Below are 24,834 nucleotides of genomic sequence, written 5' to 3' on the forward strand. Positions count from 1 at the left end.
CCGGGTCGCGCCGCCGGGGCTACCGTCCGGGCGTGACCCGTACCGTGGCCCTCGCCCTGGTCGACCCCGCTGGTCGGCCGCTGGGGGCGTTGCCACCGTTCGAGGTGCCGAGCCCCTGGTGGCAGGAAGCCGAGTCGGTGGTGGCGGGCGCCCGGCGGAAGTACGGCGTCGAGGTGACCGTGCTGCGGCTGCTGACCGCCGAGCGTCCCGCCCCGCCCGGCGGCCGGGTCACGTACCTCGCGGAGGTGGCGGCTCCGCCGAGGTCGCCATTGTCCCCGATGGACGCCGACCTGTCACCGCACCCGTTGCGCCTGCCCTACGCCGAGCCCGGCGGACCGGCGGCCAGCGTGGCCTGGGCCACCGCCGCGCTCGACCGGTTCGGGCGGCCGGCGACCCGGGTGACGCAGCAGCGGACCTGGAACCTGTCGGCGATCTGGCGGCTCGACGGGCCGCACGGCACCGCGTGGCTCAAGCAGGTGCCGGCCTTCTTCCGGCACGAGCCGGCGGTGCTGCGCTGGCTCGGCCGGGCCGTACCCGGAATCGGTCCGACCCTGCTCGCCGACGACGGTGACGGTCGGATGCTGCTGGACCACGTGCCCGGCGAGGACCGCTACGGGGCCGACGCCGCCGAACGCGCCGCCATCGCCGCCGACCACCACACCCTTCAGGTACGCGCGCTGCGCGACGTCGACGAGCTGGTGGCGGCGGGCGTGCCGGACCGGCGCGGCCCCGCCCTGGCCCGGTGGCTGCGGTCGACGCTCGCCCCGCACGGCACACTGCCGGACGACCTGGAGGCGCGGCTGGACGAGGTACGGCGGTGCGGGCTGCCGGACACGCTGGTGCACGGCGACCTGCACCCCGGCAACGTACGCAGCGACGGGCAGCGGCGCACGATCATCGACTGGGGCGACTCGTTCGTCGGGCACCCGGCCTTCGACATCCTGGAGCTGACCCTCGAACTGGACGCGGCCTCCGCCGCATCGCACCTGGCGGCGTGGTGCGCGCGGTGGTTGGCCAGCGTGCCGGGGTGCGAGCCGGAGCGGGCCGTGGAGCTGCTGCGGCCGGTGCTGTGGTGGCGGATAGCCGCGGTGTACGCGGCGTTCCTCGCCGGGATCGAGCCGAGCGAACGGGTCTACCACGACGCCGACGTGCCGGAATGCCTGGCGCGGGCGGCGGCGGTGGTGGCGGAGCCGTCGCCGGCCTGAGCCCTCACCGGCTGGCGCGCCGGGCGGCCGGCGAGCCTCGGGATCAGTAGGGCAGCTCGATGCCGCGCCGGCTGGCCAGCTCGCGGTGCGCGGTGACGATCGCGTCGACCCACCGGGCGAGCACCTCGTCGGCCGGCAGGGCACGGCTCAGGCTCACCTCGAAGACCTCCCGGTCGACGTGCCAGACCTCGTCCACGTCCGGCTGCGCGGCGAGCGCCTCCTCGAGGAGGTCGTCGTCGACCAGGTCGCAGCCCGCGTCCACCACCGGCTTCACCTCGTCACCGAGGCTGAGCACCCAGGTCAGACCGTCGCCCGTGCCGAGGTAGAGGACCTTGCAGAGGTCCTCCCGGGGGAGCGCGGTGTCGGGCAGGTCGGGGCCGGCGATCGGCAGCAGCACCCGCGGGGCACGGTCGAGCACCGCGGCCACCGGTGGCGTGGCGGCGAGCTGGTCGCCCCGGTAGGACACCCACCCCCGCGGCAGGGACACGCTGGTCACTCGGGGGCGTGGCAGACGGCCTCGACGTTGTTGCCGTCCGGGTCGCGGACGAACGCGCCGAAGTAGGTCGGGTGGTACTCCGGCCATACCCGGGGAGCGTGCAGCACTTCCGCGCCGGCGGCGACCGCGGCGTCGTGGAACGCCTGCACGGCGGCGCGATCCGGGGCGGTGAAGGCGATGTGCGCCTCGTGGGCCTCACCGGCGGACGTCATGGGGCTGAGCCAGAAGTCTGGCCGGTCGACGCCATAGCCGATCACGTCGCCGAACTCCATCAGCCGGCGCGCGCGCAACGGAGCGAGGACGGCGTCGTAGAACGCGGCGGTGGCGAACACGTCACGGGTCTGGATGCCCAGGTGGTCGAGCATGGGAGCGGCCTCCTTCGACTGCGGTCAGCGTAAGGCTAGGGGCGGGCTGTGACACTTCCAGAGGCGCCCTGCGCCAGCGTCAACTCCGGGCTGGCGCGTCGGCGCCAGCCCGGAGGAGCGTTTCGTCGTTACTGCAGGGCCAGCACGGCCAGGTAGCCGAGGTGGTCCGATGCCCACCGGCCGTCGGGGGTCTGCCGCTCGGCCCCGAAGATGAGGCTCGAGACGGGCACGACCGCCCCCCGGAACAGGACCATGTCGATGCGGTGTTCGACGTTGTCGGCGGGTTGGTTCAGGTCATCGCCCAGACCCGCGGTGTAGCCGGGTTGATCCGGATGCAGGATCTGCCACGTGTCGTGCATCCCGCCGGCCACCAGCGCCGCGTAGGCGAGCCGGTTTGCGGCGACGGGCAGGTCGGGGCCGGTGTTGAGGTCACCGGCGAGGATGACGTCACCGGGCGCCGAGGCCAGCGGGCCGGCCAGCAGTTCGTGCGCCTGCAGCACACGGATACCGGGGTGGAAGGCCTCCAGGTGGGTGTTCACGAACCGGAACGGGCGTTGCCCGTGCACCACGTCCACCGCGGTCCAACCGCGGGTGCTGGTTACGGTCCCGTTCGTTGCCGCGAGCGTGAACGTGAGGTTGTTGACGAAGTTGCCGGACGAGGAGTCGGTCACCTTCACCCGGCCGCCGTGGCGCACCAGGATGACGTCGCGCATCGTGAGCCGTACGTCCAGGTAGTGCGGCGCGCCCGCGGGCGCCTCCAGATCGGCCTCGGCCTGTACGACCGCGACGTCGTACGCGTGACCGGACCGGCTCAGCTCGTCCATCAGCAGCGCCAGGTAGTCGTACCGGATGTCGATGGCCGGTCCGGGGTCACCAAACGTGCCCGTGCGCCACAGGGCGACCTCCTGCAGTCCGACCAGATCCGGCTTGTTCTCGGTGATTTCCCGAGCGAGCAGTTTCGCCCGGGCGGGAAAGTCGACCAGGCCGACGTGGCTGAACAGCGCGGAGTTCGCGGCCAGAAACGCCTGCGTCGTCGGCGCGCCGATGGACGGCGTCAGATCGCCACCCAGATAGAGGTTCCGGGTCATCACGGTGACTTTGGACTGTCCCTGGGCCTGAACGGGCGCGCCGAAAATGCCGAGGCTGACCAGGGCGATGGCGGCTGCGAGGGTCACTCGCGCCGCTCGCCAGCGGGAAATGGGGGGTGTCCGGGGCATCCTGTTCGATCCTCTCTCTCCCGGCGACAACGCCGGCGTCGGACGTGAGATCGATCTGGTGGTGCGGTGCGGGGACCCGCAAGGCGGCGTCGCGACCTGTCGGCGGCGCGCGGCCCGAGGCGGTGCGTGCACGGTATCGCCGCACGGGCGGTCAGGGATAGCCGTAGATATCGGCGGTTCGGCCCCACCCGCCAACCGGTACGGGCAATCGACGATGACGTCGGCGTCCGCGTCGAGCACAGCGGGAAGCCCGGGTTGTAGGCGATCTCCCAGACGTGGCCGTCCGGGTCGGTGAAGCAGCCGGCGTAAAACGTCTCAGTCGCCGGCTGCGACAGCCGGGCGTAAGCGTCGACGGCGTCGCCCAGCACGATGTCGACCTCGGCCCGCGACCGGACGTTGTGGGCCAGCCGATTCGCCGGAACCCTCGGGGGCTCCTCGCACGTCAGAGAAGTGGAGGTGAGCGGGGATGGCGGGACGGCGCTGGCTGCCCTGGATCACGGCGGTGGTCCTGCTCGGCGGTTGCGGCCCGGTTGCGGGCGGTCCGATCCAGGACGGCCCGGCCGGGGATGACGTGGAGAGGCTGCACCAGCAGGCGCGTGACGCCCTGGTCAGGTACGACAAGGCGGTCCACGACGCCGGTGGCGGGCAACGCTTCGTTCCGGTCGGGGACCTGACCGGGCAGCGGGGTGACTGGGAGCCGACGAACGAGAACAACAAGGCGGCGTTGCTGGCCGGCTCGGTCCAGGTCGCCACCGCGCTGCCCGGCCCGCCGGGCGCGACGGGAAAGGTCGTCTGGGAAAACGGTACGACCCGCACGGTTCCCCTGGTCTCCGCCGAGCAGGCGCTCAGCCAGCTGAGGGCGGCGGGCACCGGGGACTGCCCCGACTGCGCACCGCTGGAGGTCACCGGCGCGCGGCTGACCACGACGCGGATCCAGACCACCCGCGGCCCCGCGACGGTCCCGGCGTGGGAATACACCCTCAAAGGCACGGCGGTACGAGTCACCCGGCCGGCCGTCGCCAGCTCGGCCATCCTCACGGTGACGCCACCGTCGTGGGATCCCTACCACTCGGGTGGCCTGGCGATCGAGTCGGCGACCACGACCACGTCCAGCAGGCAGCTGACGGTGTCCTTCACCGGCTCACCCGGCCCGGCCAGCCAGCCGTGCGGCATCGACTACAGCGCGGAGGCCGTCGAGTCGGACAACGCGGTCGTCGTCATCGTCATCGCGCACCCGCATGCGGACGGTGAGGCGTGCCTCTCGATCGGGGCACCGCGTAGCGCCACCGCCGAGCTGACCCGTCCGCTGGGGGAACGGGCCGTCCTCGAGGTGCAGCAGGGCACGCCGGTCCCGCTCACGATCACCGGGTGACCCTCCCTTTGTGGGGGACGGTGGAGCACCCACGGCCCCACCGGTCCGGCATCCGAGGTATCGGACATCTGAGGTGATACCGCAACAAGTCAAATTGCATCGATGGCGACGGCGTGTCCTACGCTGCCCGGCGCGGTTGTACGACGCGGAACCCCTTCGTGATGAGAGGCGGCCCGGGTGACAGGGATGGACGGGACCGGTTCGGGATGGCGGGCCCGGTGGGCCAGGCGCGAGAGCGAGCGGCGGCGCGACGCCTACGAGGCCGCCGAGGACTCCTGGCTGCGGCGCGATGCTGACCTGCGGCAGCTGTGTGCCCAGGCGGAGGAGTCCGAGGGCTGGGTGGAAGCGCCGGCGGGCCTGCCGGTCGCGCTGGACGACGGCGAGGTCGTCTTCGCCGTTCTGCCGGCGGCGGAACTCATCGAGGTCGCGGCCCGCCACACCGCCGGTCTGCCCACGCCCGAGCTGACCGTCGTTCCCGTCGAGCGCACGGCCCGCCCGCCACGACTGCCCACGAAAACCAGGGTGGCTGACGCCGGGATGGCCGTGGTGACCGACCGCCGGATCCTCCTGCTCGGACGAGGCGGGACTCGCGAGTGGACGTACCCGCAGTTGAGCGGCATCGCGCACGACCCGGCGGCGCCGTTCACGCTGCTGCACACGCACGACGCCGCGGAGATGTTCGGCATACGGGTGCCGTCCGCCGCCGCGTCCGACTTCCGGCTGCGGCTCACCCTGGCGTACGCCGATGCCATCGGGGAGCGGGACGCCGTCCTTGACCGGCTCGACGAGGCGGTAGCCGCCCATTGGCGTACGCGACCGCCGACGCCGGCGGCGGCCACGCCGGCCCAGGCGCCGGCGAGCGCCCGCCTCGCGCGTCCGTCACTCGTCGCCGCCGTTGCGGTGGCCATCGCCCTGGCGGCGGTCGTCGGCGCGGTCCGCTGGTCCGCGCCGCAGCGGCCCGAGGCGGTGGTGAGCGCGGAGGTCGGTGCCGGTGCCGCGCCGGTCGGGTCGACCGCGCCCGAAGCTGACACCGCCATCGGGACGGCGGCCAGCTCCGCCGCCGCCACCCCCGGCACCGGGACGCCCGGCACGACGGCCGCGGGCGCGACTGGCTCCGGCCCGGCAGCCGGAACAACGGCCGCCGGCCCGGGAGTTTCCGCGCCTCCGGGTGGCCCGCCGGTCACGCCCCCCGGAAGGCCGACTCCCACCACCAGTTCCGACCCATCAACCCCAAGCCCGACCGCCTCGCCGGGATCGCCGAGCCCGACGCCGGGGGACCGCTGCGGCGCCCCGGAAAACCCGTACGGCTACAACTACTGCGGGGGCTCCTACGTCGACGACCCGGCCAGCGACGTCTGCAGCTACTTCGACTGCGTTGACACGTTCTGGAACGGCAAGGGCTACATGGTCCAGTGTCAGGACGGCATGGTGAGCATGACGGGGGTTCAGCGCGGCCCCTGCGCCGAGCACAGCGGCACCTGGCGGACGGTCTACGACGCATAGTCCGCGTTTCATGCCATGCCCAGGGCTACCCGAGTGCGACAGATCGATCACCGCGTGGGAACAGGACGTGACGAACAGCACCACCACCCGGCGCGCTGACCCTCGTTGGGCTCTGGAGCGATGGCTGGCAGAGCGGGCATGGTGGAGGGACCCAGTGATGGATGATCGGGCCGAGTGGGACGACCTGCGCGAGCGGCGGATGGCGGAGCCGGGGGCCGCCGAGGCGTACGAGGCGGCCCGGATCGCGTTCGAGCTGGGCCAGACGGCGCGGGAGCTGCGGGCGCGCGCCCGCCGCATGGTTCTCCGCCGGCGCGCGGCCCGCCCGTGAACACCTCGGTGCCGGGAGACATGCTGGTGCTCGAGGTGCAGCAGGGCCTGCCGGTCGCCGTCACGATCACCAGCTGATCCGCTCCGCGCCCGCAAAACCACCCGCCACGGTGGACAGGAGGGCGTGACCTGTGGCGGCCTCAGCGGTTGTACCACTTACGACGCCGAAACATCTTCGTAAGAGGTGACCCGAAGTGACGCATGTGGACAGGATCGGTTCGGGTTGGCGTGCCCGGTGGGCCAAGCGGGAGAACGCGCGGCGGCGACGTGCCCACGAGGACGCCGTCGAGGCCTGGTGCCTGCGGGGCGTAGCCCTGCAACGCCTGCGGGCCGCCGCCGAGGACGCTCCGACGATCCGGCCGGCCCTGCCCCTGGACCTGGCATTCGACGAAACCGTCGTGGCGGTCCAGCCGTCGACCGGGTTGGTCACCGTGCCGCGCCACGTGGACCTGCCCCACCCCGAACTGTCCGCGATCCCCGTCGCGCACCCGGACACCGCACCCCCGATGCCCGAGGGCAGCCGGGTGACCGACGCCGGCACCGCCGTGGTCACCGACCGCCGCGTCGTCCTGGTGAGTCGAAAGAGGACCCGCGAGTGGACGTACGGGCAACTGGGCGGTCTGACGCACCATCCGGCGGTGCCGGTCACCCTGTTGCACGGGTCCAACGGTGCGCTGGTGGCCGGCCTCCGGGTGCCCCGGGGTGCCGCGGCCCGCTTCCGGCTGCGACTGACCATGGCGTACGCCGACGCCACCGGGCAGCGTGACGCCGTCCTCACTCGGCTCGACGACGCGGTGGTCGCCAGCCGACGGTTACCGCCGGCGGCGCCGGTGCTGGTCAGCGCCACGCAGGCCCCCGGGTACCACCGCCTCACCCGCCCCGCGGTCGCCGCGGGCGTGGCGCTCGTCGCCCTCGCCGCGTTCGCGGCGATGGCCGACTCGGACCCGACCGGCCAGCCGCCCACCGCCCTCTCCACCGACGGCGGCGTCGTGGTCACCACCACCCCGGGTGCCGACACCAGCATCGGCCCGGCGGCCAGCAGCGCCCCTGCCGCCGATCCAGTCGCGCCGGGCAGGGTCGCTCCCCGTCCGGCGCCCGCTGGCCTGGCTGGCGGCTGGTTCATGCCCCCGCCGGTCGATCGCCGCGCGCCGCTTCCCTCCGACCGGGCCACCACCCCGGTGCCGCAGACCGCCGGGCCGCCCGGGCGGGTGCCCACCCCGGGCGGCATGCCCTCGCCGACCCTGGGTCCGACGGCCCCCCCGCCGGCCTCGCCTACTCCGACTCCTACTCCCACTCCGACTCCCGTGCAGCGATGTGGGGCGCCGGAGAACCCGTTCGGCTACACCTACTGCGGCGGCTCGCTGATCCACGAGCCGGCCGTCGAGGTGTGCGGCTACTTCGTCTGCGTGGACGGATTCTGGGCGGGTCACGGCTACCTCACGCAGTGCGGCGACGGAACGGTGGGCATGGTGGGCGGCCGGTACGGCTCCTGTCCCGACCGACCGGGAAGGAAGCAGCCGGTCTACGGGATGGCGTTCCATGGTGGCCCCGTCCTGCCGCCGGCCACTGCGCTGCCACCCGCCGCCGCGCCCGGCGGGGCGGCGCAACGTCAGACGGTGACGACGACCTTGCCGGTGGCGTGACCGCCCTTGACGTGGCGGATGGCGTCGGGCGCCCCGGCCAGCGGCCAGGTCCGGTCGACGACCGGGGTGACCTGGCCGGCCTCGATCAGCCCGGTCAGCGCCACCAAGTTCTGCGTGCTCTCCTTCGCCACCAGCGGCACCAGCCGCTGCCCGACGAACGGGGACAGTGCCAGCGCCCGCAGCTGCCGGTCGAAGCCCTGCAACCATTTCCCGTCGCTCGCCTCCCCGCCGACCAGGACGAGGGTCCCCTTCGGCGTGAGCACCCGCCGCAGCGGGGACAGCGGCCGGTTGCCGGCGGTGTCGACGACGACGTCGTACCGCTGGTCGGGGAGGTCGGCGCGGGTGTAGTCGACGACGTCGTCCGCGCCGAGGGAGCGGACCAGGTCGAGCTTGCCGGGCCCGCAGACGCCGGTGACGTGCGCGCCGGCGGCGCGGGCGAGCTGGACGGCGTACGAGCCGACGCCGCCACCGGCGCCGATGACGAGGACCCGTTGGTCGGGGCGTACCCGGGCGGCGTCGCGGACGGCGGTGAGCGCGGTCTGCCCGGAGACGGGGACGGCCGCTGCCTCGGCGTAGGTGAGGTTGGCGGGTTTCGGGGCGAGCCGGGCGGCGGGGGCGAGGGCGTACTCGGCGAAGCTGCCGGCGCCGGTGCCGTAGACCGCGTCGCCGGGGGTGAACCCGGTGACGCCGGGGCCGACGGCGGTGACGAGGCCGGCCAGGTCCAGGCCGGGGACGGGGTTGCGGGGGCGGCGCAGCCCGTAGCCGAGGCGTACCGGATAGGGCAGGCCGGTCATCAGGTGCCAGACGCCGGGGTCGACGCCGGCGGCGCGGACCCGCACGAGCACCTGGCCGGGGCCGGCGGTCGGCGGGTCGACGTCGGTGAGGCGGAGCAGGTCGGCCGGGCCGTACCGGTGCTGGACGATGGCCTTCACGATTCCTCCTGCGGGTACTGGAACACGTCGGTCAGCGGTACGCCGAAGACGGCGGCGATCTGGAAGGCCATCTCCAGCGAGGGCGAGTAGCGGCCCTGCTCGATGGCGATGACGGTCTGCCGGGTCACGCCGATCCGGCGGGCCAGCTCGGCCTGGGTCATCTCGTCGTGGGCGAAGCGCAGCGCCCGGATGGTGTTGGTGATCCGGGTCGGCTTCACCACGACTGGAACCCTCGCCGGTGGGCGACGATCTTCGCGACCGAGCCGACCACCGCCGACAGCACGAAGCACAGGTAGATGACGTTGGCGATCCAGAACTGGTCCCAGTCGGCGAGCGCCATCGCCAGGGCCGCGACGCCGCCGACGATCACGAAGGACTGGCCGATGTATTCGCCGAGCCGGTGGATCTCCCGGTCCCGTTGGTCCTTCTCGTTCGCCCCCTCGGGCGAGACGATCGAGACCAGGATGTTCAGCGCGATCGACGCGACGATCGCCCCGGCGACCGTGGCCAGCAGCGGGCCCGCGTAGGAGACGTCCGCGAGCGGGTCGCCGTCCGCGCGACCGAGGACCACCATCACGTACGCGGCATAGCCGGCGACCGCCACCAGTGCCATGATCCAGGCGCGTTTCTCCTCGAAGGCCACCGAGCTCTCCCCAGGTAAAGAATCTTTGACACCACGAGTGTCAAGCACAGCCGACACGATGTCAAGAATTCTTTACGTACTTGGAAAGGTCGGACCCGGCTGCTCTGATGAGTGGCCATGGGGGAGTCCGAGGCGCGCCGTACCGTCGAGGCGGTCTGGCGGATGGAGTCCGGCCGGGTGGTCGCCGGCCTGGCCGCGCTGGTCCGCGACGTCGGGCAGGCCGAGGAGCTGGCCCAGGACGCCCTCGTCGCCGCGCTGGAGACGTGGCCGCGCGACGGCGTACCGGCCAACCCGGGCGCCTGGCTGATGACCGTCGGCAAGCGCCGGGCCATCGACGCGCTGCGCCGCCGGCAGACCGAGGACCGCAAGGTCGCCGAACTCGGCCGCGACCTCGGCGGCGAGGAGTTCACCCCCGACTTCGACGCCGCCGTCGAGGAACCCATCGAGGACGACCTGCTCCGGCTGATCTTCGTCGCCTGCCACCCGGTCCTCTCGCCGATCGCTCGGGCCGCGCTCACCCTCCGGCTGGTCGGCGGCCTCACCACCGCCGAGATCGCCCGCGCCTTCCTCACCACCGAGGCCACCGTCGGCCAGCGGATCACCCGCGCCAAGCAGACCCTCGCCGCCGCCCAGGTGCCGTTCGAGGTCCCCGACCCCGCCGAACGCGCCGAACGGATCGACTCCGTGCTGGAGGTCATCTACCTGATCTTCAACGAGGGCTACTCGGCCACCGCCGGCGACGACTGGATGCGCCCGGCGCTCAGCGAGGAGGCGCTGCGGCTGGCCCGCATCCTGCAAGGGCTGATGCCCGACGAGCCCGAGGTGCACGGCCTCGCCGCGCTGCTGGAGATCCAGGCGTCTCGCACCGCCGCTCGCACCGGCCCCGACGGGGAACCCGTCCTCCTCAACGACCAGGACCGCAGCCGCTGGGACCAGCTGCTCATCCGCCGCGGGCTCGCCGCCATCGACCGGGCCCGGGCGCTCGGCGGCACCCCCGGCCCGTACGCCATCCAGGCCGAGATCGCCGCCTGCCACGCTCGGGCGCGTACCCCCGCCGAGACCGACTGGGCGCGGATCGCCGCGCTCTACGCGACCTTGGCTCGGCTCGTGCCCTCGCCCGTGGTGGAGCTCAACCGGGCCGTCGCGGTCTCCTTCGCCGACGGCCCCGCCGCCGGCCTGCAGCTGGCCCGCGCCCTGGCCAACGAGCCGGCGCTGGCCAACTACCACCTGCTGCCCAGCGTGCTCGGCGACCTGCTCGCCAAGCTCGGCCGCCACGACGAGGCCCGGTTGGAATTTGAGCGTGCCGCTTCCCTGACGGGCAACGAACGGGAGCGGGCGCTGCTGCTCGACCGCGCCGCCGCCTGTGACCGGCAGAAAAAATCTTGAGAGGTGATGTCGGATCCCGGCCGACCCGATCGACGCGTCAGTGAGAGCCGATGACGAGGAGATCGAGATGACCAGTACGACGATGCCGCGAAGCGGGGTCACCGGCGCCCTGTCGACGCGGACCCTGCTCGCGGCCGGAATCGCCACCGGGCCGGTGTTCGGGGTGGTGGCCACGGCCCAGGTGCTCACCCGGGACGGGTTCGACCTGAGCCGACAGCCGCTCAGCCTGCTCGCCCTCGGCGAGCACGGCTGGATCCAGACCGCCAACTTCGTACTCACCGGGCTGCTGGCCCTCGCCGGCGCCGCCGGGCTCCGACGGGCGCCGCGGGCAACGCCGGCCGGGACGTGGGGCCCCGCGCTGGTGGCGGTCTTCGGCATCGGCCTGGTCGTCGCCGGGGTGATGCCCTCCGACCCCAGCATGGGCTGGCCGGCCGGCGCGCCCGAAGGCTCGCCCGACTCGCTGAGCTGGCACGCCATCGGTCACGGCGGCGGGGCCATGCTGGCCTTCGGGTCCCTCACCATCGCCTGCCTGGTCTTCGCCCGCCGATACCTGCGCACCGGCCGGCGCGGCTGGGCGGTCTTCTCCCTGGCCTGCGCCCTGGCGACCGTCGTCGTCATGGCCTGGCCCGACCAGGACAGCATCAGCGTCCGGATGGCGCTGGGCTCGGTCTTCATCTTCGGGTGGCTCACCGCCGTGTCCGCCCACACCCTCACCGAGAGGAATCACTGACATGCGGTACATGCTCATGCACAAGCTGGACGAGGACGTCCCCGGCAACTTCGACCCGAGCCCCGAGTTCATCAAGACGATGGGCGCCTTCATGGAGGAGGTCGTCCAGGCCGGGGTGCTGCTCGCCGCGGAAGGGCTCTGCTCCAGCAAGCAGGAGGCGGCCCGGATCACCGTGGAGAAGGGCAAGACCACCGTCACCGACGGGCCGTTCACCGAGACCAAGGAACTCATCGCCGGGTTCGCGCTGGTCGACGTGCGGTCCCGCGAGGAGGCGGTGGAGTGGGGCAAGCGGTTCACCGACGTCTTCGTACAGCACGGGATCGACGTCGAGGTGGACGTGCGGCGGGTCCACGAGCAGCCCTGACGTTCTGTGCTGCGGGGAGCCGGCCTCCAGGCCGGCTCCCTTCTTGTCACATCTTCTGGCGGTGGCACGTCATCCGGGCATGAGAAGCATCGTGCGGGCCATGGTCGCGCTGCTCGGCCTGGCGGCGGTCGTCGTCGGGGTGTGGGCGCTGGTGGGTCCTTCCTCGTTCAGCTCGGCGGTCGACTTTCCGCCGCAGGAACACTTCGTGCACGACGTGGGGGCGTTCCAGCTCGGCATCGGGGTGACCCTGCTGCTGGCGCTCATCTGGGCCGACGCGCTGGCGGTGGCGCTCGCCGGATACCTGGTCGGCGGCATCGCGCACACGGTCGCGCACGTCGTGGACGCGGATCTCGGCGGCAGTGCCGGGCAGACCGTGCTGGTACTGCTGACCGCTGTCGTGGCGCTGGTCGCGCTGGTGTTCCGGCTGCGGGAGCTGGGCTGGGTGGTCGGGTACGTGTCGCCCTCCGCTTCCCCGGCCTGGGCTGGCCTGGTCCGGCAGAAGACGGTGGTATTGACGACGTTCAAGCGGGACGGGACGGCGGTGCCGACGCCGGTGAGCATCGCGGTGGTCGGAGAGCGGGCGTACGTGCGCAGCTTCGAGAAGGCGTGGAAGACCGTGCGGCTGCGGAACAACCCGCGGGTGACCGTGGCGCCGTCGACGGCGCTGGGCAAGCCGACCGGGGTGGCGGTGGAGGCGGTGGCTCGGCGGTTGAGCGGGGCGGAGTACGAGGCGGCCAGCCGGGCGTTGATGCGGAAGCAACCGATGCTGCACGGGGTGCTGGTGCCGCTGACGCACCGCCTCGGGCGGCGGAAGGCCGGGCGTACGGTGCACTTCGAGCTGACGCCTGCCGAGAATCAGAGGATCACGTCGGACAAGCGCCCTGCCAACACGTGATCTGCCGCGCCTGCCTCAATCCCGGGCCGGTTCCGCCTCACGGTCGGGACTCACCCAGCGCGACCTGAACGGCGACATCGCGCTTGGGATAGTGCGCCTCCACCTGATCCGCGCCGTACTTGTCGCGGAACATCTCCACCACGTGGTGGACCCGGTCGGCGTCGGTGATCGGTGTGGCGCTCGTGCTCAACGCCGTTCCGTTCGAGGCCACCTGGATCATCGGCGTCCGTCGGACGTTCTTGTACCAGTCGCTGTCCGAGCCGGTGATCGGGACCAGGAAGACGCTGTCTTCCTCCTGCACGAACCACACGGGGTGCGAGATCTGCCGTCCGGTCTTCCGGCCGGTCACGGTGATCTCTACCTCGCTGGCGCCGTCAAGCGCTTCCCTCACGGCTTCGGTCATGGTGTCCTCCGAGATCCCCCGACGTGCTCCCGCTTGCCAGGCTATGGACCTTTTGGGGAGCTCGCCGCAGGTTCCGGGACCCCGGCAGCAGCAACCGTCACGGGCACCTCACCAGCCGCAGGACCGCCCTGGTGTTCGTCGGGCTGCTGTCGTCAGCTTGAGTGTCGGTAATGGAGCCGGTTGCGCTCCTGGCTCAGCACCTGCGCTTCGTTGTACGGAATCAGGCAGCCGGCGAGCAGTTCGCGGCCCCGTTCGATGACCCGGTAGCGGTCGGCGTGGTCGGGGAGCCACTGTTCCGGCTCACCGATGGTCACCTCGAAGCGGTCGGCCGTCAACGGCACGGCACCAGGGGGCGGGCCGCCGAGCCGGTCCAGGTGCCCGGGGGAGAGGACCTGGTACCACATGGCGTCCGGCACGAGGAAGTCGCGGAGCATGTCGACGCCGTGCCGCCTCGGGTTGGGTTGGCCCGGTCGGACATGCTGGTACGGGCCGGGGTCCTGCCAGCGCGTCGAGTGCCAGGTGGGGTACGTCTCGGTCATCACCCCCGCCCAGGCGAGGCTGGCGGCGTGACCGCGGATCAGGTCGCGTTGCCGGCGCATCCGCTCAGCGACCTCAGCGTCGCTCCATCGTGCGCCGGCCACCGTGAGGGACATGGCGTTGTCCGAGTTGTTGATGGTGGTGGTCGCCGCCGAGCTGGCCAGGTCGGTGCTGATCATTCTCGCGAAGCCGTCGGCCTCGAAGGCCGGCCCCATGATCGGGCGGATGCTCCGCCAGGTGAGGGGCACATCGACGGCGAGAATGGTCCCGGAGAGCTGAGCCTCGGGGTGGTGTTCAGCATGCAACCACTGTGCCGCGATGTCGAGCAGCCACCTCTGCGGTTCGGGCCGGCCATCGCCCAGCGGCAGGCGCAGCAGTGCGCGAGCCGCCGGGGTGAACCGGGAGATCAGGTGATATCGGCCGGCCCGCGGTCCCCGGTCCGCCAGCCCGATCTCGGCGTCGTGGACGCCGGCGTCCTCGAGCCGTCGGGTCAGCAGAGAGGGGATGGTCTGCGCCGCCGGCAACGGTGTCGATCCGAGGTCCATCATCATCGCCGGGCCGTCGGGCAGCGGGACGGGCCTGGAGATGGACTTGGGACCAGTCTCGTCGGGCTGGTCACCCTCAAGCTCCCACAGGTCCGGCTGAGACGCGCGCATCGCCGCGAGAATGAGGCTGGGATCGGCCGTCGAGCGAACCTGGAGGATCACCGTCGCCTCGGTCGTGAGTTCAGCGAGGAGTTCCGGCTGGACCGTGATGGGCATCGAGGTTCCACTTCCCGTCTGGTCGGGCGATGGACGAGCTGGCCGGACCGGCGTCCACCGGTCCGGCCAGCCGTTTCAGTCACCGGCGTCGCGGTACCCGCCAGTATCCGCCCTTGTTGCGTCCGCTTCCCGTCTTGGCCTTCATCTTCGCCCGGGCCCCCTCGTCGGCGAGTTCCGCCTCGTCGAAGTAGAGGTGCCCCGCGTCGGAGGTGCCCCAGACGAGGACGTCGGTCTCCTTGCGGTTGAACAGGCCGAGGAAGCCGTCGCTGTAGCTGACCTCGAAGCCGTCAGCCCAGTCGCGCAGCTCGATGCTGTCTTCCCAGACGATGTTCCATTCCTTTTCAAGCGTGTGGTATTCCGCCAGCTCCTTGGTGACGATGTCTCTGCCCTTGCCGTTGTCCCACCGCTTGACCTCGTAGATGTCTTTCTCGTCGGTGACCAGGTCGAGGCGGAAGGTATTTGTTGGCATGATCCATATTCCGTCGGAACGTTGCTGGAAGCCGCCCGACTTCGGGCCCACCTCCCAGTCCACGTTGATGTTGAGGCCGTAGTCGAACATGTCCCAGAAGGCCCAGAAGGCACCGTCGCGGCGCTCGCTGAGCTCGTTGATCGCGAATGCCTGGGCTGCCTTCTCCCCCTGGCTCGGCCTGGCGTACCACATCTCCGACAGCGGCGCCTGCGCTCCGTTGAGGGCCCATTCCTTGCCGTCGTAACCGCCGCGGGTCATCAGCTGGATCCCCTGGAAGCACTTGGGCCTTCTTGGGTTGGGCGTGTTCTCCACTTCCGGACACGGCTGCCCTGCGGCGAGCGACGGGACGAGCCCGGCGATGATGTTGAGGACGTCGTCCGGCATGGGGAACTCGCCCCGCGGGTCGGCGAAGTTCAGCGGACTGTTGTTCGCGTACGCGTAGGGGCTGACGACGTCGGTCTGGCCGGCCTCAGTGGCGAGCGGGTCGCGGGCGGTGAACCGGCCGACCGTGGCGTCGTAGGAGCGGGCCCGAAGGTAGATCGTCCCGCCGGAGGCCAGCTCGCCGCGGTAGCCGAACCGGGGGTCGAGAGGTGGCTGACCGGTGCCGGAGCCCTCGGCGTCGTTCGGCTTGGGCACGCCGAAGACGTCGTACTCGCTGGACTGCGCCCACCGCCACGTGTCTCCGGTCTGGATCGCCGACCCGAACGCGTCGCGCGCGAACGTGCCGGAGCCGCACGGGCTGTCGGCGAAGACCCGGCCATGGCCGTAGACGAAGTTGGCGTCGGCCCGGTACTCGCCGTCGGGATCCGGTCCATCGTCGTTGTTGGGGCACGTCGCGTTTCTTCCGGCCCCGGGGTCCTCACGTTGTTGGAGGATCTGCGCGACCGGGTCCGTCCGGCTCCACCGGTACCGCATGGTCCGGGTCCGCGGAGCGTCGGCGTCTTCCTGCTTGGTGGTGGAGGTGAGCACCGCCAGCAGGTTGTCGCCATCGTAGGTGTGTTGCCGGGTCTGGGTGACTTTTCCGTCGGTGAAGGTGACCGTATCCGGTCGCCCGAATGCGTTGTAGCTCGTGGTCCGGCGCGTGGCCGCGTCGGACTGTTCGACCAGGCGCCCGGACGTGTCGTAGCGGTAGTCGACGCGCTCGGTGCCGGTGACGGCGCTCAGGAGCTGGTCAGCGGCGTCGTAGGTCAACCGGGTCTCGACGCCGTCGCGCCGGATGGAGGTGCGGTTGCCGACCGGGTCGTACGTCGCCTGCAGCACGGTCTCGTCGTGGTTGGTCACGGCGACGAGCTGCCCGGCCGGGTCATGGCTGTAGGTGAATTCGTCGCTGCCCTCGACCTTTGTCTTGAGCTGGCCGTCCGCGTCGTAGCTCAGGTCGGTCAGTCGGGCGTGCTTGCCGTTGCGCAGGTCCTCGAAGCGGGTGAGCAGCCCACCCTCGTAGTGGTAGCGGCGCTCCCAGTCGCTGGGCAGGCCCTCGGTCAACAAGCGGCCGTCGGGGTCCAGCGTGTACCGAGCGTCACCCGACTTCGGGTCGTGCACGCCGACCAGGCGGTTGTTCGCGTCGTACTGTGTGTATTTGACCTATTTACGTTACTAGGAAAACGGCGATTGCCACGATGGCCTTCGTGACCGATGACGATGCGGCGACTGCGGTGCCGACTACCTCGCGGAGGCCATCGAGTCGGGCAAGGCGGTTGTCGTGATCGTCATCGAGCGCCCCCATGCCGACGGCGAGGCGTGTGGGGATGTCGGAGCCCGCCCCATCGCCACTGTCGACCTGGCACAACCGCTGGGGGAGCGGGCCGTCCTCGAGGTGCAGCAGGGCCTCGCCGCTCAGCGGCCGCTCTCGCGCTCGGCCTGGCGACGTACGGCGTGGAGCAGGCGTCCCAGCAGGACGCGGTGCCCGCCGGAACCGATGACCAACAGGCGGCACACCCGGACGAATGGATTGCGGCACGCGCAAGCTATTGCGTGGTGCAGCTGTTGACGCCCGGTGCGCTGTACCTCGGTGACGACCTGCTCCCGCAGCCGACCTGGCCGCACGACCATCAGCAGCGCGTCGACGTCTTCCTCGACCGGCTCGTCCACGAACGAGGGATCCGGCCGGTGGTCATGGGATGGGCATCCGGCCTGGTCGTCGGCGCCCGTATCTAGCGGACTACCCTCGCCGGTATGTCCGACTCCCGCCTGCTGCGTATCGGTACCCGCAACTCCCCGATGGCGCTGGCCCAAGTCGAGCGGGTCCGCGCGATGCTCGCCGACCGGCACCCCGAGGTCACCGTGGACGTGATGTCGATGTCGACCAGCGGGGACCGGTGGCACGGCGACCTGGCCGCACTGGGTGGCAAGGGGGCGTTCACCAAGGAGGTGGACGCCGCCCTGGTCGCCGGGGACGTCGACCTGGTGGTGCACTGCGTCAAGGACGTACCCGGGGACCGGCCGGCACCAGCCGGCACGGTGATGGCCGCCTACCTCACCCGCGACGACATCCGGGACTGCCTCGTACACCCGGGCGGACTGCGCATCGAGCAGCTGCCCGCCGGCACCCGGATCGGTACCTCCGCGGTCCGGCGGGTCGCGCAGCTGGCCCTGCACTGGCCGAACCTGGTGCCGGTGGCCATCCGTGGCAACGCGAACAGCCGGCTCGCCAAGCTCGACGCCGGCGACAAGTACGACGCGCTGCTGCTCGCGGTCTCCGGCCTGCAGCGGATCGGGCAGGCCGACCGGATCACCCACCCGATCGACGTCGACACGATGGTCCCGGCCGTCGGCTCCGGCACCCTGGTCCTGCAATGCCGCGACGACGACACCAGCACCCGTGACCTGGCCGCGAGCCTCAGCGACCCGCGGACCGGGCAGGAGACCGTGGCCGAGCGGACCATGTTGCACATCCTGCAGGGCAACTGTCACTCACCGATTGCTGCGCTCGCGCGCACCGAGCCCGACGGGCGCCTCGGCCTGCGGGCGAGGGTGATCAGCCTCGACGGCAAGACCGTGCTCGACGTGCACGAATGGGCGGCGGACCCGATCACCCTCGGGACCTCCGTCGCCGCGGCCCTGTTGCGCCAAGGCGCCCGTGACCTCCTCGATCTGCCTGCCCACGGGTCGGCCTGACCGACCGTCAGATACCGTCGCCCCGAGCCCAACCCGAAGATCACGGGCACGGGGCCGCGGCTATCGGTCGGCCGGGTCTGCGGAGGCGCGCGTCTCGCTGAGTCGCAGGGCGAACAGCAGGTCCGGGTGTGGGCGTGCGGTGGCGCGGTGCGGCTGCTCCACATCCGGGACCACGTCGGTAGCCAGGCCACGGTCGGCGTGCGCGGTGAGCAGGTCAACCGGTCCGTCGCGGCGCTGGTCGCCGAAGGGGCGCAGCAGGCGGGAGCCACGGCGGACGACCACCGGGCTTCGACAAGACCGCCTACAAGCAGCGCAACACCGTCGAGCGCTGCATCAATCGGCTCAAGCAGTGGCGCGGCATCGCCCGAACCCGGAAACCTCGTCGCCACCTCTGCCCACCTGTCACACCTGTTCGAAGAACGCTCAAGGCATCCGACCCCACACGTCGAGCCGTCCGAAAAGGATTGCTGGTCGAAGGTAAGATGCACACCGGGTAGCGAAGGCTGCCCGGCAGGGTGATGAGCGAGCGCCCATGGGCGCTTCAGACTCCAGGCGTCGGTTGTACCGAACACACGGGGGAAGCCATGTTCGAGCGACTGGGAAGATTCGTCGTACGCAGGGCCTGGTGGGTGATTGGCGGCTGGGTGCTCGCGGCAGCAGCCATCGTCCTCACCACGCCGTCGCTGGCCGACATCACCTCCGCCGATCAGGCCAGCTTCCTGCCCCGCTCGTACGAGTCCATGCAGGCCATTGAGCTCGCGAAGAAGGCGTTTCCGCAGCAGGCCACAGCGACAGCGACCATCGTGGTCAAGCGCGCCGACGGGCAGTCGCTCACGCAGGCCGACGAGGCGAGGGTGGGCCAGCTCGCCCAGTCGCTGAAGGCCAAGAACATCTCGCGCACGTCCGGCTACCTGACCGGCCCGCAGGCCGTGGCGCCGGACAAGTCGGTGCAGGTGGTGAACGTCGGGCTCGATGCGGTCGCCCCGGACGACCCGGCGCTGCTCGACGCCGTACGCGATATGCGGGCGGCTATCGGTCCGGAGCTGGCGGGCAGCGGGCTGAGCGCGGGCGTGGCCGGCGACGTAGCGAGCTTCGTCGACAACGAAGACACCTTCAACAAGGCTTTTGCCGTGGTCCTCATCGCGACGATCATCCTGATCATCGGACTGATCCTGATCATCTTCCGCAGCCCCATCGCCGCGCTGCTGCCCGTGGTGGTCATCGGCGTTGTCATGTGGATCACGAGCGGGCTTGTCGCCGCGGCGGGTAAGGCGTTCGATCTCAATGTGAGTCAGGATCTGCAGACGGTGCTGCTGATCGTGCTGTTCGGCATCGGCACCGACTACATCCTGTTCCTGCTCTTCCGCTTTCGCGAGCGGCTGCGGGCCGGTGACGACAAGCGCACCGCGATGATGGTCTCCGTCGAGCGGGTCGGAGAGGTCATCACGTCGGCCGCGGGAGCGGTCATCGTCGCGTTCCTCGTGCTCCTCCTGGCTTCCCTGGGCTTCTTCGGCTCGCTGGGCCCGGCGCTCGCGATCGCCGTCGGCGTCATGCTGGTCACCTCGCTCACGCTCATCCCGGCGGTCGTCTCGTTGCTCGGCCGGTACGTCTTCTGGCCGTCCAAGGCGTGGCGGCGTGCTCCCAAGGCCACCGTGTCGCGTCGTCTCGGGGCCGCCATCGGGCGCCGGCCGGCGCTCGTCGCGGCGGCATCCGGCGCCCTGCTGGTCGCGCTCGCCGCAGGCGTGTTGACCTACAAGGCCGACTACGACTTCAGCGCCGGCTTCCCCCAGGACACCGAGTCGGCGAAGGCCGCCGCGGACCTGCAGCGCGGGTTCGCCGCCGGTGCGCTCGCCCCGACCGAGGTCTACCTGACCACCGCCAACGGGTCGCCGCTGACCGAGCGACAGGTCAGCGACTTCGCGGCGGCCGCGGCGGGCGCCCCGGGAGTGGGCCGGGCGCAGCCCCCGGAGCGCAGCAGCGACCCGAGTGTGGCCCGGGTCAACCTGTTGCTCGACGAAAACCCGGTCTCCAACGAGGCGATCACGCTCGTCCGCGAGGACCTGCGCGACGCCCTGCACGCGGCGGCCCCGCCCGGCACCCGGGCGGTGGTCGGCGGACCCACCGCGATCTTCGCGGATATCAACTCGGCGAACAACCGGGACCTGTCGGTGATCCTGCCGGTGGCGGCCGCCCTGATCGCGCTCATCCTCGCGCTGCTGCTGCGCAGCCTGGTCGCGCCGATCTACCTCGTGATAGCGGTCCTACTCAACTTCGCCGCCACGCTGGGCGCCACGGTCTATCTCTTCCAAGGGCTGCAGGACAAGCCCGGAATCACCTTCCAGCTGCCGATCATCCTCTACCTCTTCGTGGTGGCGATCGGGACCGACTACAACATCCTGATGATCGCCCGACTGCGTGAGGAGGCGCGGGAGGGCAACGAGCCGCACGAGGCCGCCGCTATCGGGGTGGAACACGCCGGCCCGACGGTCGCGGCGGCCGGGCTGATCCTTGCCGGGACGTTCGGAGTGCTGATGCTCGCGCCGATCTCGTTCCTGCAGCAGATGGGCTTCGCGGTGGCGATCGGCATCGTGCTGTCGGCGTTCGTCATGTCGATGTTCCTCGTCCCCGCCCTGACCGCTCTGATCGGGCACCGGGCGTGGTGGCCGGGCCACGGCGACGAGCGGCCAGCCAGCGGGCGGCACGTCCCGCCGGAGCCGGCGAGCGTGGCGAAGGTGTAGCGGGCGGCACCTCGGCGTGGGTGGTCCCGTCTCACGGTCAGGCAAGGCATTGGCCGCCCGGGAGGGCGCCGAGCGGCTGGGGGTCTTTGCCGCCCGATCCTGAGCCGTGCAGGTAGCCGACGAGGCAGGCGTCACCGATCGGGATCCCGTAGACGATGGTGTTCCGGGGCGCGGGATCGACGGACCCCGCCGACCGTACGATCGCGCCGGCGAAGCCCGCGTCCTCAAGCGCCCGACGGACCTCGACGATGACCTGGTCCGCGCTCGGTGGTGGGAAGAGCCGCCGTCGGGCCTGCTCGGCGGCGCACTCGCCGGTCATCGGCGCACACCGGTCCCCATGCCGGTCGATCGCCGCCTCGACGGCGTCCGCGCGGGCCTCCGCGTCCGCGCGCTGTCGCGCCGTCAACCGGGTACGTCGCACCGTGTCGGACACGACCCGGTCACAGTAGGTCGGGTCGTCCTCGCCAACGGGACCGAACCAGGTGCAGAGAATGGTGTCCTCGCCGTTCCCCGTGCCGGCCGGCTGCGGTGCCGGCTGCGGATCCCCCCACTTCGACGCCGCCGCCCGGTCCGTCTCCCGACCCGACTGGTCCGTCCCGTCTGGGCGAAGGACGAGCGCCAGGCCGACCACGACCGCGACGACCAGCGCGCCGGTCACGGCGACCGTCAGCCAGCTCGCGCCTGAACCAAGGCGCTGGTCGGCCGCCCCGCCGGGCTCGTGCTCGGATGACCGGAGAGGTTCAGACATGACGGGCAGCATAGGAGGATCCAGGCGTCGCGGCTGCCCCCATCGTCTGGTGTCCGGGCTCCACGCGCTCCATCACCGCAACGTACCGCCGTCACCGCGCCCACCGGCCTCGTCCCGCCCGCCGGTCGCTCGCCAGAGTGGCAGGCCGCTTCCGCGGGTACACGAACAGTGACCGATCCGGTCCAATGAGGAGGTGAGGGCGTGTCCTGGGCGAGCTTGAGGGGTTATACCCCACGCCATGCCGAATCATCTTCGCGGGAGGCGGCCTCGGTGACGGAGGAGGACAGGACCGGTTCGGGTTGGCGTGCCCGCTGGGCGACACGAGAGAACAAGCGGCGGCGGCGCGCCTACGAGGACGACGTCGAGGCCTGGTACCTGCGAGGGATTCGACTGCTCCGCCTGCGAGCCGCAGCCGAGGAGTTGCCGGTCGAAGCGGCGACCGGTCTGCCGGTGGACCTGGCCGACGGCGAGGTCGTCCTCGTCGTGCAGCCGGAGGCGGATCTGGTCGAAGTCGATGAAGGCTGGGAAGCGGACCTGCCCGTACCCGAACTCGCCGTCATCCCCGTCCGGCGGACGAACCGGGAGCACCGGTTACCCGAGGGCGTGCGAGTCACCAACACCGGCACCGCCGTGGTCACCGACCGCCGCCTGATCCTTCTGGGACGCGAGGACCACCGTGAGTGGCCGTACGTGCGGGTGAGCGACCTCGCGCACCACCCGGCGGCGCCGATCACGCTGCTGCACACCATCGGCGGTCGGCCGCTTGCCGGCCTCCGCGTCCCCCTGGCCGCCGCGACCCGCTTCCGGCTGAGACTGACCATGGCGTACGCCGGATTCATCGGCCAGCGCCGCCTGGTCCTCGCCCGGCTCGACGAGGCGGTGGCCGCCAACCGGCGGTCACGGCCGCCGCTGCCGGTGGTCGCCACGGCGGCGCAGGCGCCGGCGAGAGCCCGCCTCGCCCACCCCGTGATCGTCGCCGCCGCCGTCGCGCTCATCGCCCTGCCGGCGTACGCCATGACGGTCGACTCGCGCGGACCGGACCGGGGCGCCTTCGATCGCGGAGACGCTGGGGCGCCGCTGCGCACCGCGCTTCCGGAACCCGCGACGGAGCCCAGTAACGTCCCCACCACCGATCCGCCTGCGCCCAGCACGACCATCCCCCGCGCAGCGGATCCCGAGGTCACCGTCGGTGCGCCGACGCCCCGTCCGGTCGGCCCGGACGCGGTCCGGCCGATCCCCACCCCTGGCTCCGTCGAGCCGGCACCGGCCACTGCCGCCTCCCCGGTCGTTCCGATCCCTGTGCCGGCGGACCGGTGCGGGGCGCCGGAGAATGGGTACGGCTACAACTACTGCGGCGGCTCTCTCGTCCATGAGCCCGCCCCCGACGTGTGCAGCTACTTTGTCTGCGTCGAGGGCTTCTGGGAGGGCAGGGGTTACCTGACCGTGTGCGAGGACGGCAGGGTCGGCATGGTGGGCGGCAGGGCTGGCACCTGCCCCGAGCGCGGCGGCAGGAAAGAGCCGGTGTACGTGTATCAGCCCGTCGCGGGTTAACGCTTGCCCTGTCGCGTGCGGAGAATGAGCGCAGGCGGCGATCAGCATCGCAGTGTTCCCTATGCACCCAGTTGCTCGTCCTTCTCGCTGCACGAAACGCGGAAGCTGGAGGCCGAGCTGACCGGGCTAGCCCCAATGCGCCGCGGCCTCTGCCGGGGAGGCGGCGGTAGGCCGTCATCTCACACTCGCGACGCCTCCGACGACCAGAGATCCTCTGCCCACGCTAGGTGGGCACCCAGGTAGTCGGGGCGAGGGCGGACCTGAACAGGGATGGCCAGGACCCTGGCGTCGAGAAGTGCAAGCTCCGGAAAAGCCGTCAGCGAGGGCGCCACCCGTACGATCCAGCCGGCCGGGTCGACAGCCAGCAGGAACCGATCGAAGAGCGAATGCAGGTCCCGGCGAAGCAGAATGCCGCCCTGCACATCGTGCTCGCTGGCATCGCAGTAGCGGTAGAGATGAGCGGCTTCGATGGCAGCAGCGGGTTGGGGCCCCGTGATCAGGCAGCGGTCACCGAACCGTTGGCGCAGCACCTGCCTGAACTTCGCCTGCCCAATGCGGTAGCGGCCGAGCGTGTTGCGGTGGCCACCGGGGATCTGGGGATCGGTGGAAGCGATCCACCACTGCATGCTCGGGTCGACAGATTCGGAGAACAGGTGCATCGTCAAGCCGGGATCGAGTTCCCGAATCGAGTGCTGCTGGGAGCGGGAGAGGTAGGCGGGCGCGAGCTCGGTCACTCGGAGATCTGTGGTCGGCCGCCAGGTACGGGCGTAGTCACCCACATACACGGTGACCTCAATGTTCTCCTCAAGAGGCACGTCGAAGGTGGCCTGGCAGGGTGAACACTTGTACCGCGGTATTGCCTGCTTCCGGGGCTTGAACGAGGTGTTCCGACACTCGGGGCAACGACGCCTCACCTTGGTCTGTGTCTCGGTGTGGATTTCGTCGATCCACCCGACTCCGAGGACGAAGTTGCTGTCACGTAGCACTGCGAGGTCTCCTGGCCGGACGGAGGCATGGTGCGGGACTGTCTTGTCCCATGCGTAGCGGCTGCCCAGAATGTCGCGATAACCAGAATTGCCCCCGAACTGGCGATCGGCATCGTCGATCGTCAGGAGGCTCCATGCTCGGCCCATGGCAGAGCTTTCTACCGCAACATTGATCATTCAGCTGTCCCTGTGGCCAGCTACTGGTACTGAACCGCTGGCCGGTCGGGGGGTCCCGTTCGCAGGACCCCTGCCTGTAGGGTCTGCAAAACCGCCAGTGGGGAGGTGGGTCGATGCATCCTGGGCTGGTACCTGAGCCCGGACGGGAGACAGCGGGCTCTCTCGTGAGGTCGAAGGACTCGGCCCACCGCAGACGCAGCTGCCGGCTGAACGCGGCGGCGCTCCGCACCGCACCGCGTTCTCCATAGTTTCGGTCAGAGCCGCCGACCACG

25 protein-coding genes and 1 pseudogene are annotated in these 24,834 nt (G+C 71.2%); 14 read left to right on the plus strand and 12 right to left on the minus strand.

Translation table 11 applies throughout. From position 1 onward, the window contains the following. The first annotated feature begins 32 nt into the window (after window positions 1-32). A complete protein-coding gene (locus tag ACLQ2U_RS17490; protein ID WP_425751731.1) occupies window positions 33-1,205 on the plus strand; it encodes a phosphotransferase family protein in 1,173 nt (390 codons plus the stop codon). Between the two features lie 43 nt (window positions 1,206-1,248). Here the strand turns inward: ACLQ2U_RS17490 and ACLQ2U_RS17495 are convergent, their stop codons facing one another. The 3 genes from ACLQ2U_RS17495 to ACLQ2U_RS17505 form a co-directional block, all read right to left on the minus strand. Further along, window positions 1,249-1,701 carry a hypothetical protein gene (locus ACLQ2U_RS17495; protein ID WP_425751732.1) on the minus strand — a complete coding sequence of 151 codons (453 nt, stop codon included), beginning with the start codon at window positions 1,699-1,701 and terminating at the stop codon, window positions 1,249-1,251. Next, the gene (locus tag ACLQ2U_RS17500; protein WP_425751733.1) at window positions 1,698-2,066 is read right to left on the minus strand and encodes a VOC family protein; all 369 of its coding nucleotides are present in this window, start codon (window positions 2,064-2,066) and stop codon (window positions 1,698-1,700) included. The genes ACLQ2U_RS17495 and ACLQ2U_RS17500 overlap by 4 nt, the downstream gene beginning before the upstream one ends. 128 nt (window positions 2,067-2,194) lie before the next feature. Further along, complete coding sequence (locus ACLQ2U_RS17505) at window positions 2,195-3,523, minus strand: endonuclease/exonuclease/phosphatase family protein (protein WP_425751734.1); 1,329 nt, start codon at window positions 3,521-3,523, stop codon at window positions 2,195-2,197. 226 nt (window positions 3,524-3,749) lie between these two features. Between ACLQ2U_RS17505 and ACLQ2U_RS17510 the strand changes: the two genes are divergently transcribed. From ACLQ2U_RS17510 to ACLQ2U_RS17525, 4 genes are all read left to right on the plus strand, one after another. Continuing rightward, entirely contained in the window at window positions 3,750-4,655 is a 906-nt protein-coding gene (locus ACLQ2U_RS17510) for a hypothetical protein (protein ID WP_425751735.1), read from the plus strand. 186 nt (window positions 4,656-4,841) lie between these two features. After that, on the plus strand, window positions 4,842-6,158 hold the full coding sequence (locus ACLQ2U_RS17515) for a hypothetical protein (RefSeq protein WP_425751736.1): 1,317 nt from the start codon (window positions 4,842-4,844) through the stop codon (window positions 6,156-6,158). Between the two features lie 157 nt (window positions 6,159-6,315). Then, on the plus strand, window positions 6,316-6,486 hold the full coding sequence (locus tag ACLQ2U_RS17520) for a hypothetical protein (RefSeq protein ID WP_425751737.1): 171 nt from the start codon (window positions 6,316-6,318) through the stop codon (window positions 6,484-6,486). Between the two features lie 193 nt (window positions 6,487-6,679). Next, on the plus strand, window positions 6,680-8,128 hold the full coding sequence (locus ACLQ2U_RS17525; protein WP_425751738.1) for a hypothetical protein: 1,449 nt from the start codon (window positions 6,680-6,682) through the stop codon (window positions 8,126-8,128). On the opposite strand, the gene ACLQ2U_RS17530 is transcribed toward ACLQ2U_RS17525, so the two are convergent. The 3 genes from ACLQ2U_RS17530 to ACLQ2U_RS17540 are packed head-to-tail and all read right to left on the minus strand — an operon-like array spanning window position 8,095 to window position 9,703. After that, a complete protein-coding gene (locus ACLQ2U_RS17530) occupies window positions 8,095-9,060 on the minus strand; it encodes an NAD(P)-dependent alcohol dehydrogenase (RefSeq protein WP_425751739.1) in 966 nt (321 codons plus the stop codon). The two genes, ACLQ2U_RS17525 and ACLQ2U_RS17530, sit on opposite strands and share 34 nt — an antisense overlap. After that, window positions 9,057-9,281, minus strand: a complete 225-nt coding sequence (locus tag ACLQ2U_RS17535; protein ID WP_372433759.1) for a helix-turn-helix transcriptional regulator — start codon at window positions 9,279-9,281, stop codon at window positions 9,057-9,059. Before ACLQ2U_RS17535 ends, ACLQ2U_RS17530 begins: the two co-directional genes overlap by 4 nt. After that, window positions 9,275-9,703: a hypothetical protein gene (locus ACLQ2U_RS17540; protein WP_425751740.1), complete on the minus strand. Its 429-nt coding sequence runs from the start codon at window positions 9,701-9,703 to the stop codon at window positions 9,275-9,277. Before ACLQ2U_RS17540 ends, ACLQ2U_RS17535 begins: the two co-directional genes overlap by 7 nt. A gap of 117 nt (window positions 9,704-9,820) precedes the next feature. Here ACLQ2U_RS17540 and ACLQ2U_RS17545 point away from each other — a divergent pair, with 117 nt between their 5' ends. The 4 genes from ACLQ2U_RS17545 (at window position 9,821) to ACLQ2U_RS17560 (ending at window position 13,078) form a co-directional block, all read left to right on the plus strand. Beyond that, a complete protein-coding gene (locus tag ACLQ2U_RS17545; RefSeq protein WP_425751741.1) occupies window positions 9,821-11,089 on the plus strand; it encodes an RNA polymerase sigma factor in 1,269 nt (422 codons plus the stop codon). 67 nt (window positions 11,090-11,156) lie between these two features. Next, the gene (locus tag ACLQ2U_RS17550) at window positions 11,157-11,819 is read left to right on the plus strand and encodes a DUF998 domain-containing protein (RefSeq protein ID WP_425751742.1); all 663 of its coding nucleotides are present in this window, start codon (window positions 11,157-11,159) and stop codon (window positions 11,817-11,819) included. 1 nt (window position 11,820) lies between these two features. After that, on the plus strand, window positions 11,821-12,183 hold the full coding sequence (locus ACLQ2U_RS17555; RefSeq protein WP_425751743.1) for a YciI family protein: 363 nt from the start codon (window positions 11,821-11,823) through the stop codon (window positions 12,181-12,183). A 79-nt stretch (window positions 12,184-12,262) separates the two neighbouring features. Then, window positions 12,263-13,078, plus strand: a complete 816-nt coding sequence (locus ACLQ2U_RS17560; protein ID WP_425751744.1) for a PPOX class F420-dependent oxidoreductase — start codon at window positions 12,263-12,265, stop codon at window positions 13,076-13,078. 37 nt (window positions 13,079-13,115) lie between these two features. Here the strand turns inward: ACLQ2U_RS17560 and ACLQ2U_RS17565 are convergent, their stop codons facing one another. The 3 genes from ACLQ2U_RS17565 to ACLQ2U_RS17575 all read right to left on the minus strand — a co-directional run bounded on the left by ACLQ2U_RS17565 (window position 13,116) and on the right by ACLQ2U_RS17575 (window position 16,787). After that, complete coding sequence (locus tag ACLQ2U_RS17565; protein WP_425751745.1) at window positions 13,116-13,469, minus strand: nitroreductase/quinone reductase family protein; 354 nt, start codon at window positions 13,467-13,469, stop codon at window positions 13,116-13,118. A 164-nt stretch (window positions 13,470-13,633) separates the two neighbouring features. Beyond that, a complete protein-coding gene (locus ACLQ2U_RS17570) occupies window positions 13,634-14,779 on the minus strand; it encodes a hypothetical protein (protein WP_425751746.1) in 1,146 nt (381 codons plus the stop codon). 79 nt (window positions 14,780-14,858) lie between these two features. Then, on the minus strand, window positions 14,859-16,787 hold the full coding sequence (locus ACLQ2U_RS17575; protein ID WP_425751747.1) for an RHS repeat-associated core domain-containing protein: 1,929 nt from the start codon (window positions 16,785-16,787) through the stop codon (window positions 14,859-14,861). A gap of 333 nt (window positions 16,788-17,120) precedes the next feature. Here ACLQ2U_RS17575 and ACLQ2U_RS17580 point away from each other — a divergent pair, with 333 nt between their 5' ends. Continuing rightward, the gene (locus ACLQ2U_RS17580) at window positions 17,121-17,402 is read left to right on the plus strand and encodes a hypothetical protein (RefSeq protein WP_425751748.1); all 282 of its coding nucleotides are present in this window, start codon (window positions 17,121-17,123) and stop codon (window positions 17,400-17,402) included. Between the two features lie 18 nt (window positions 17,403-17,420). Continuing rightward, on the plus strand, window positions 17,421-18,362 hold the full coding sequence (hemC, locus tag ACLQ2U_RS17585) for a hydroxymethylbilane synthase (protein ID WP_425751749.1): 942 nt from the start codon (window positions 17,421-17,423) through the stop codon (window positions 18,360-18,362). A 60-nt stretch (window positions 18,363-18,422) separates the two neighbouring features. Here hemC and ACLQ2U_RS17590 read toward each other — a convergent pair whose 3' ends face one another. Beyond that, window positions 18,423-18,644, minus strand: coding sequence for a hypothetical protein (locus tag ACLQ2U_RS17590; protein WP_425751750.1), 222 nt, complete (start codon window positions 18,642-18,644; stop codon window positions 18,423-18,425). On the opposite strand from ACLQ2U_RS17590, the pseudogene ACLQ2U_RS17595 reads away from it, so the two are divergent. Then, window positions 18,608-18,859 (plus strand): annotated as a pseudogene (locus ACLQ2U_RS17595) (hypothetical protein); the annotation flags it as partial. The gene ACLQ2U_RS17590 and the pseudogene ACLQ2U_RS17595 sit on opposite strands and share 37 nt — an antisense overlap. Window positions 18,860-18,946: 87 nt before the next feature. Continuing rightward, on the plus strand, window positions 18,947-21,100 hold the full coding sequence (locus ACLQ2U_RS17600) for an MMPL family transporter (protein WP_425751751.1): 2,154 nt from the start codon (window positions 18,947-18,949) through the stop codon (window positions 21,098-21,100). 37 nt (window positions 21,101-21,137) lie between these two features. On the opposite strand, the gene ACLQ2U_RS17605 is transcribed toward ACLQ2U_RS17600, so the two are convergent. Then, window positions 21,138-21,848 (minus strand): hypothetical protein, encoded by a 711-nt coding sequence (locus ACLQ2U_RS17605; protein WP_425751752.1) that lies wholly within the window; start codon window positions 21,846-21,848, stop codon window positions 21,138-21,140. A 270-nt stretch (window positions 21,849-22,118) separates the two neighbouring features. On the opposite strand from ACLQ2U_RS17605, the gene ACLQ2U_RS17610 reads away from it, so the two are divergent. Next, window positions 22,119-23,399, plus strand: coding sequence for a hypothetical protein (locus ACLQ2U_RS17610; protein WP_425751753.1), 1,281 nt, complete (start codon window positions 22,119-22,121; stop codon window positions 23,397-23,399). A gap of 179 nt (window positions 23,400-23,578) precedes the next feature. Here the strand turns inward: ACLQ2U_RS17610 and ACLQ2U_RS17615 are convergent, their stop codons facing one another. Beyond that, window positions 23,579-24,562 (minus strand): HNH endonuclease, encoded by a 984-nt coding sequence (locus ACLQ2U_RS17615; protein ID WP_425751754.1) that lies wholly within the window; start codon window positions 24,560-24,562, stop codon window positions 23,579-23,581. Between the last annotated feature and the right edge of the window lie 272 nt (window positions 24,563-24,834).

The organism is Micromonospora sp. DT47, assembly GCF_049844475.1.
Taxonomy (GTDB): Bacteria; Actinomycetota; Actinomycetes; order Mycobacteriales; family Micromonosporaceae; genus Micromonospora.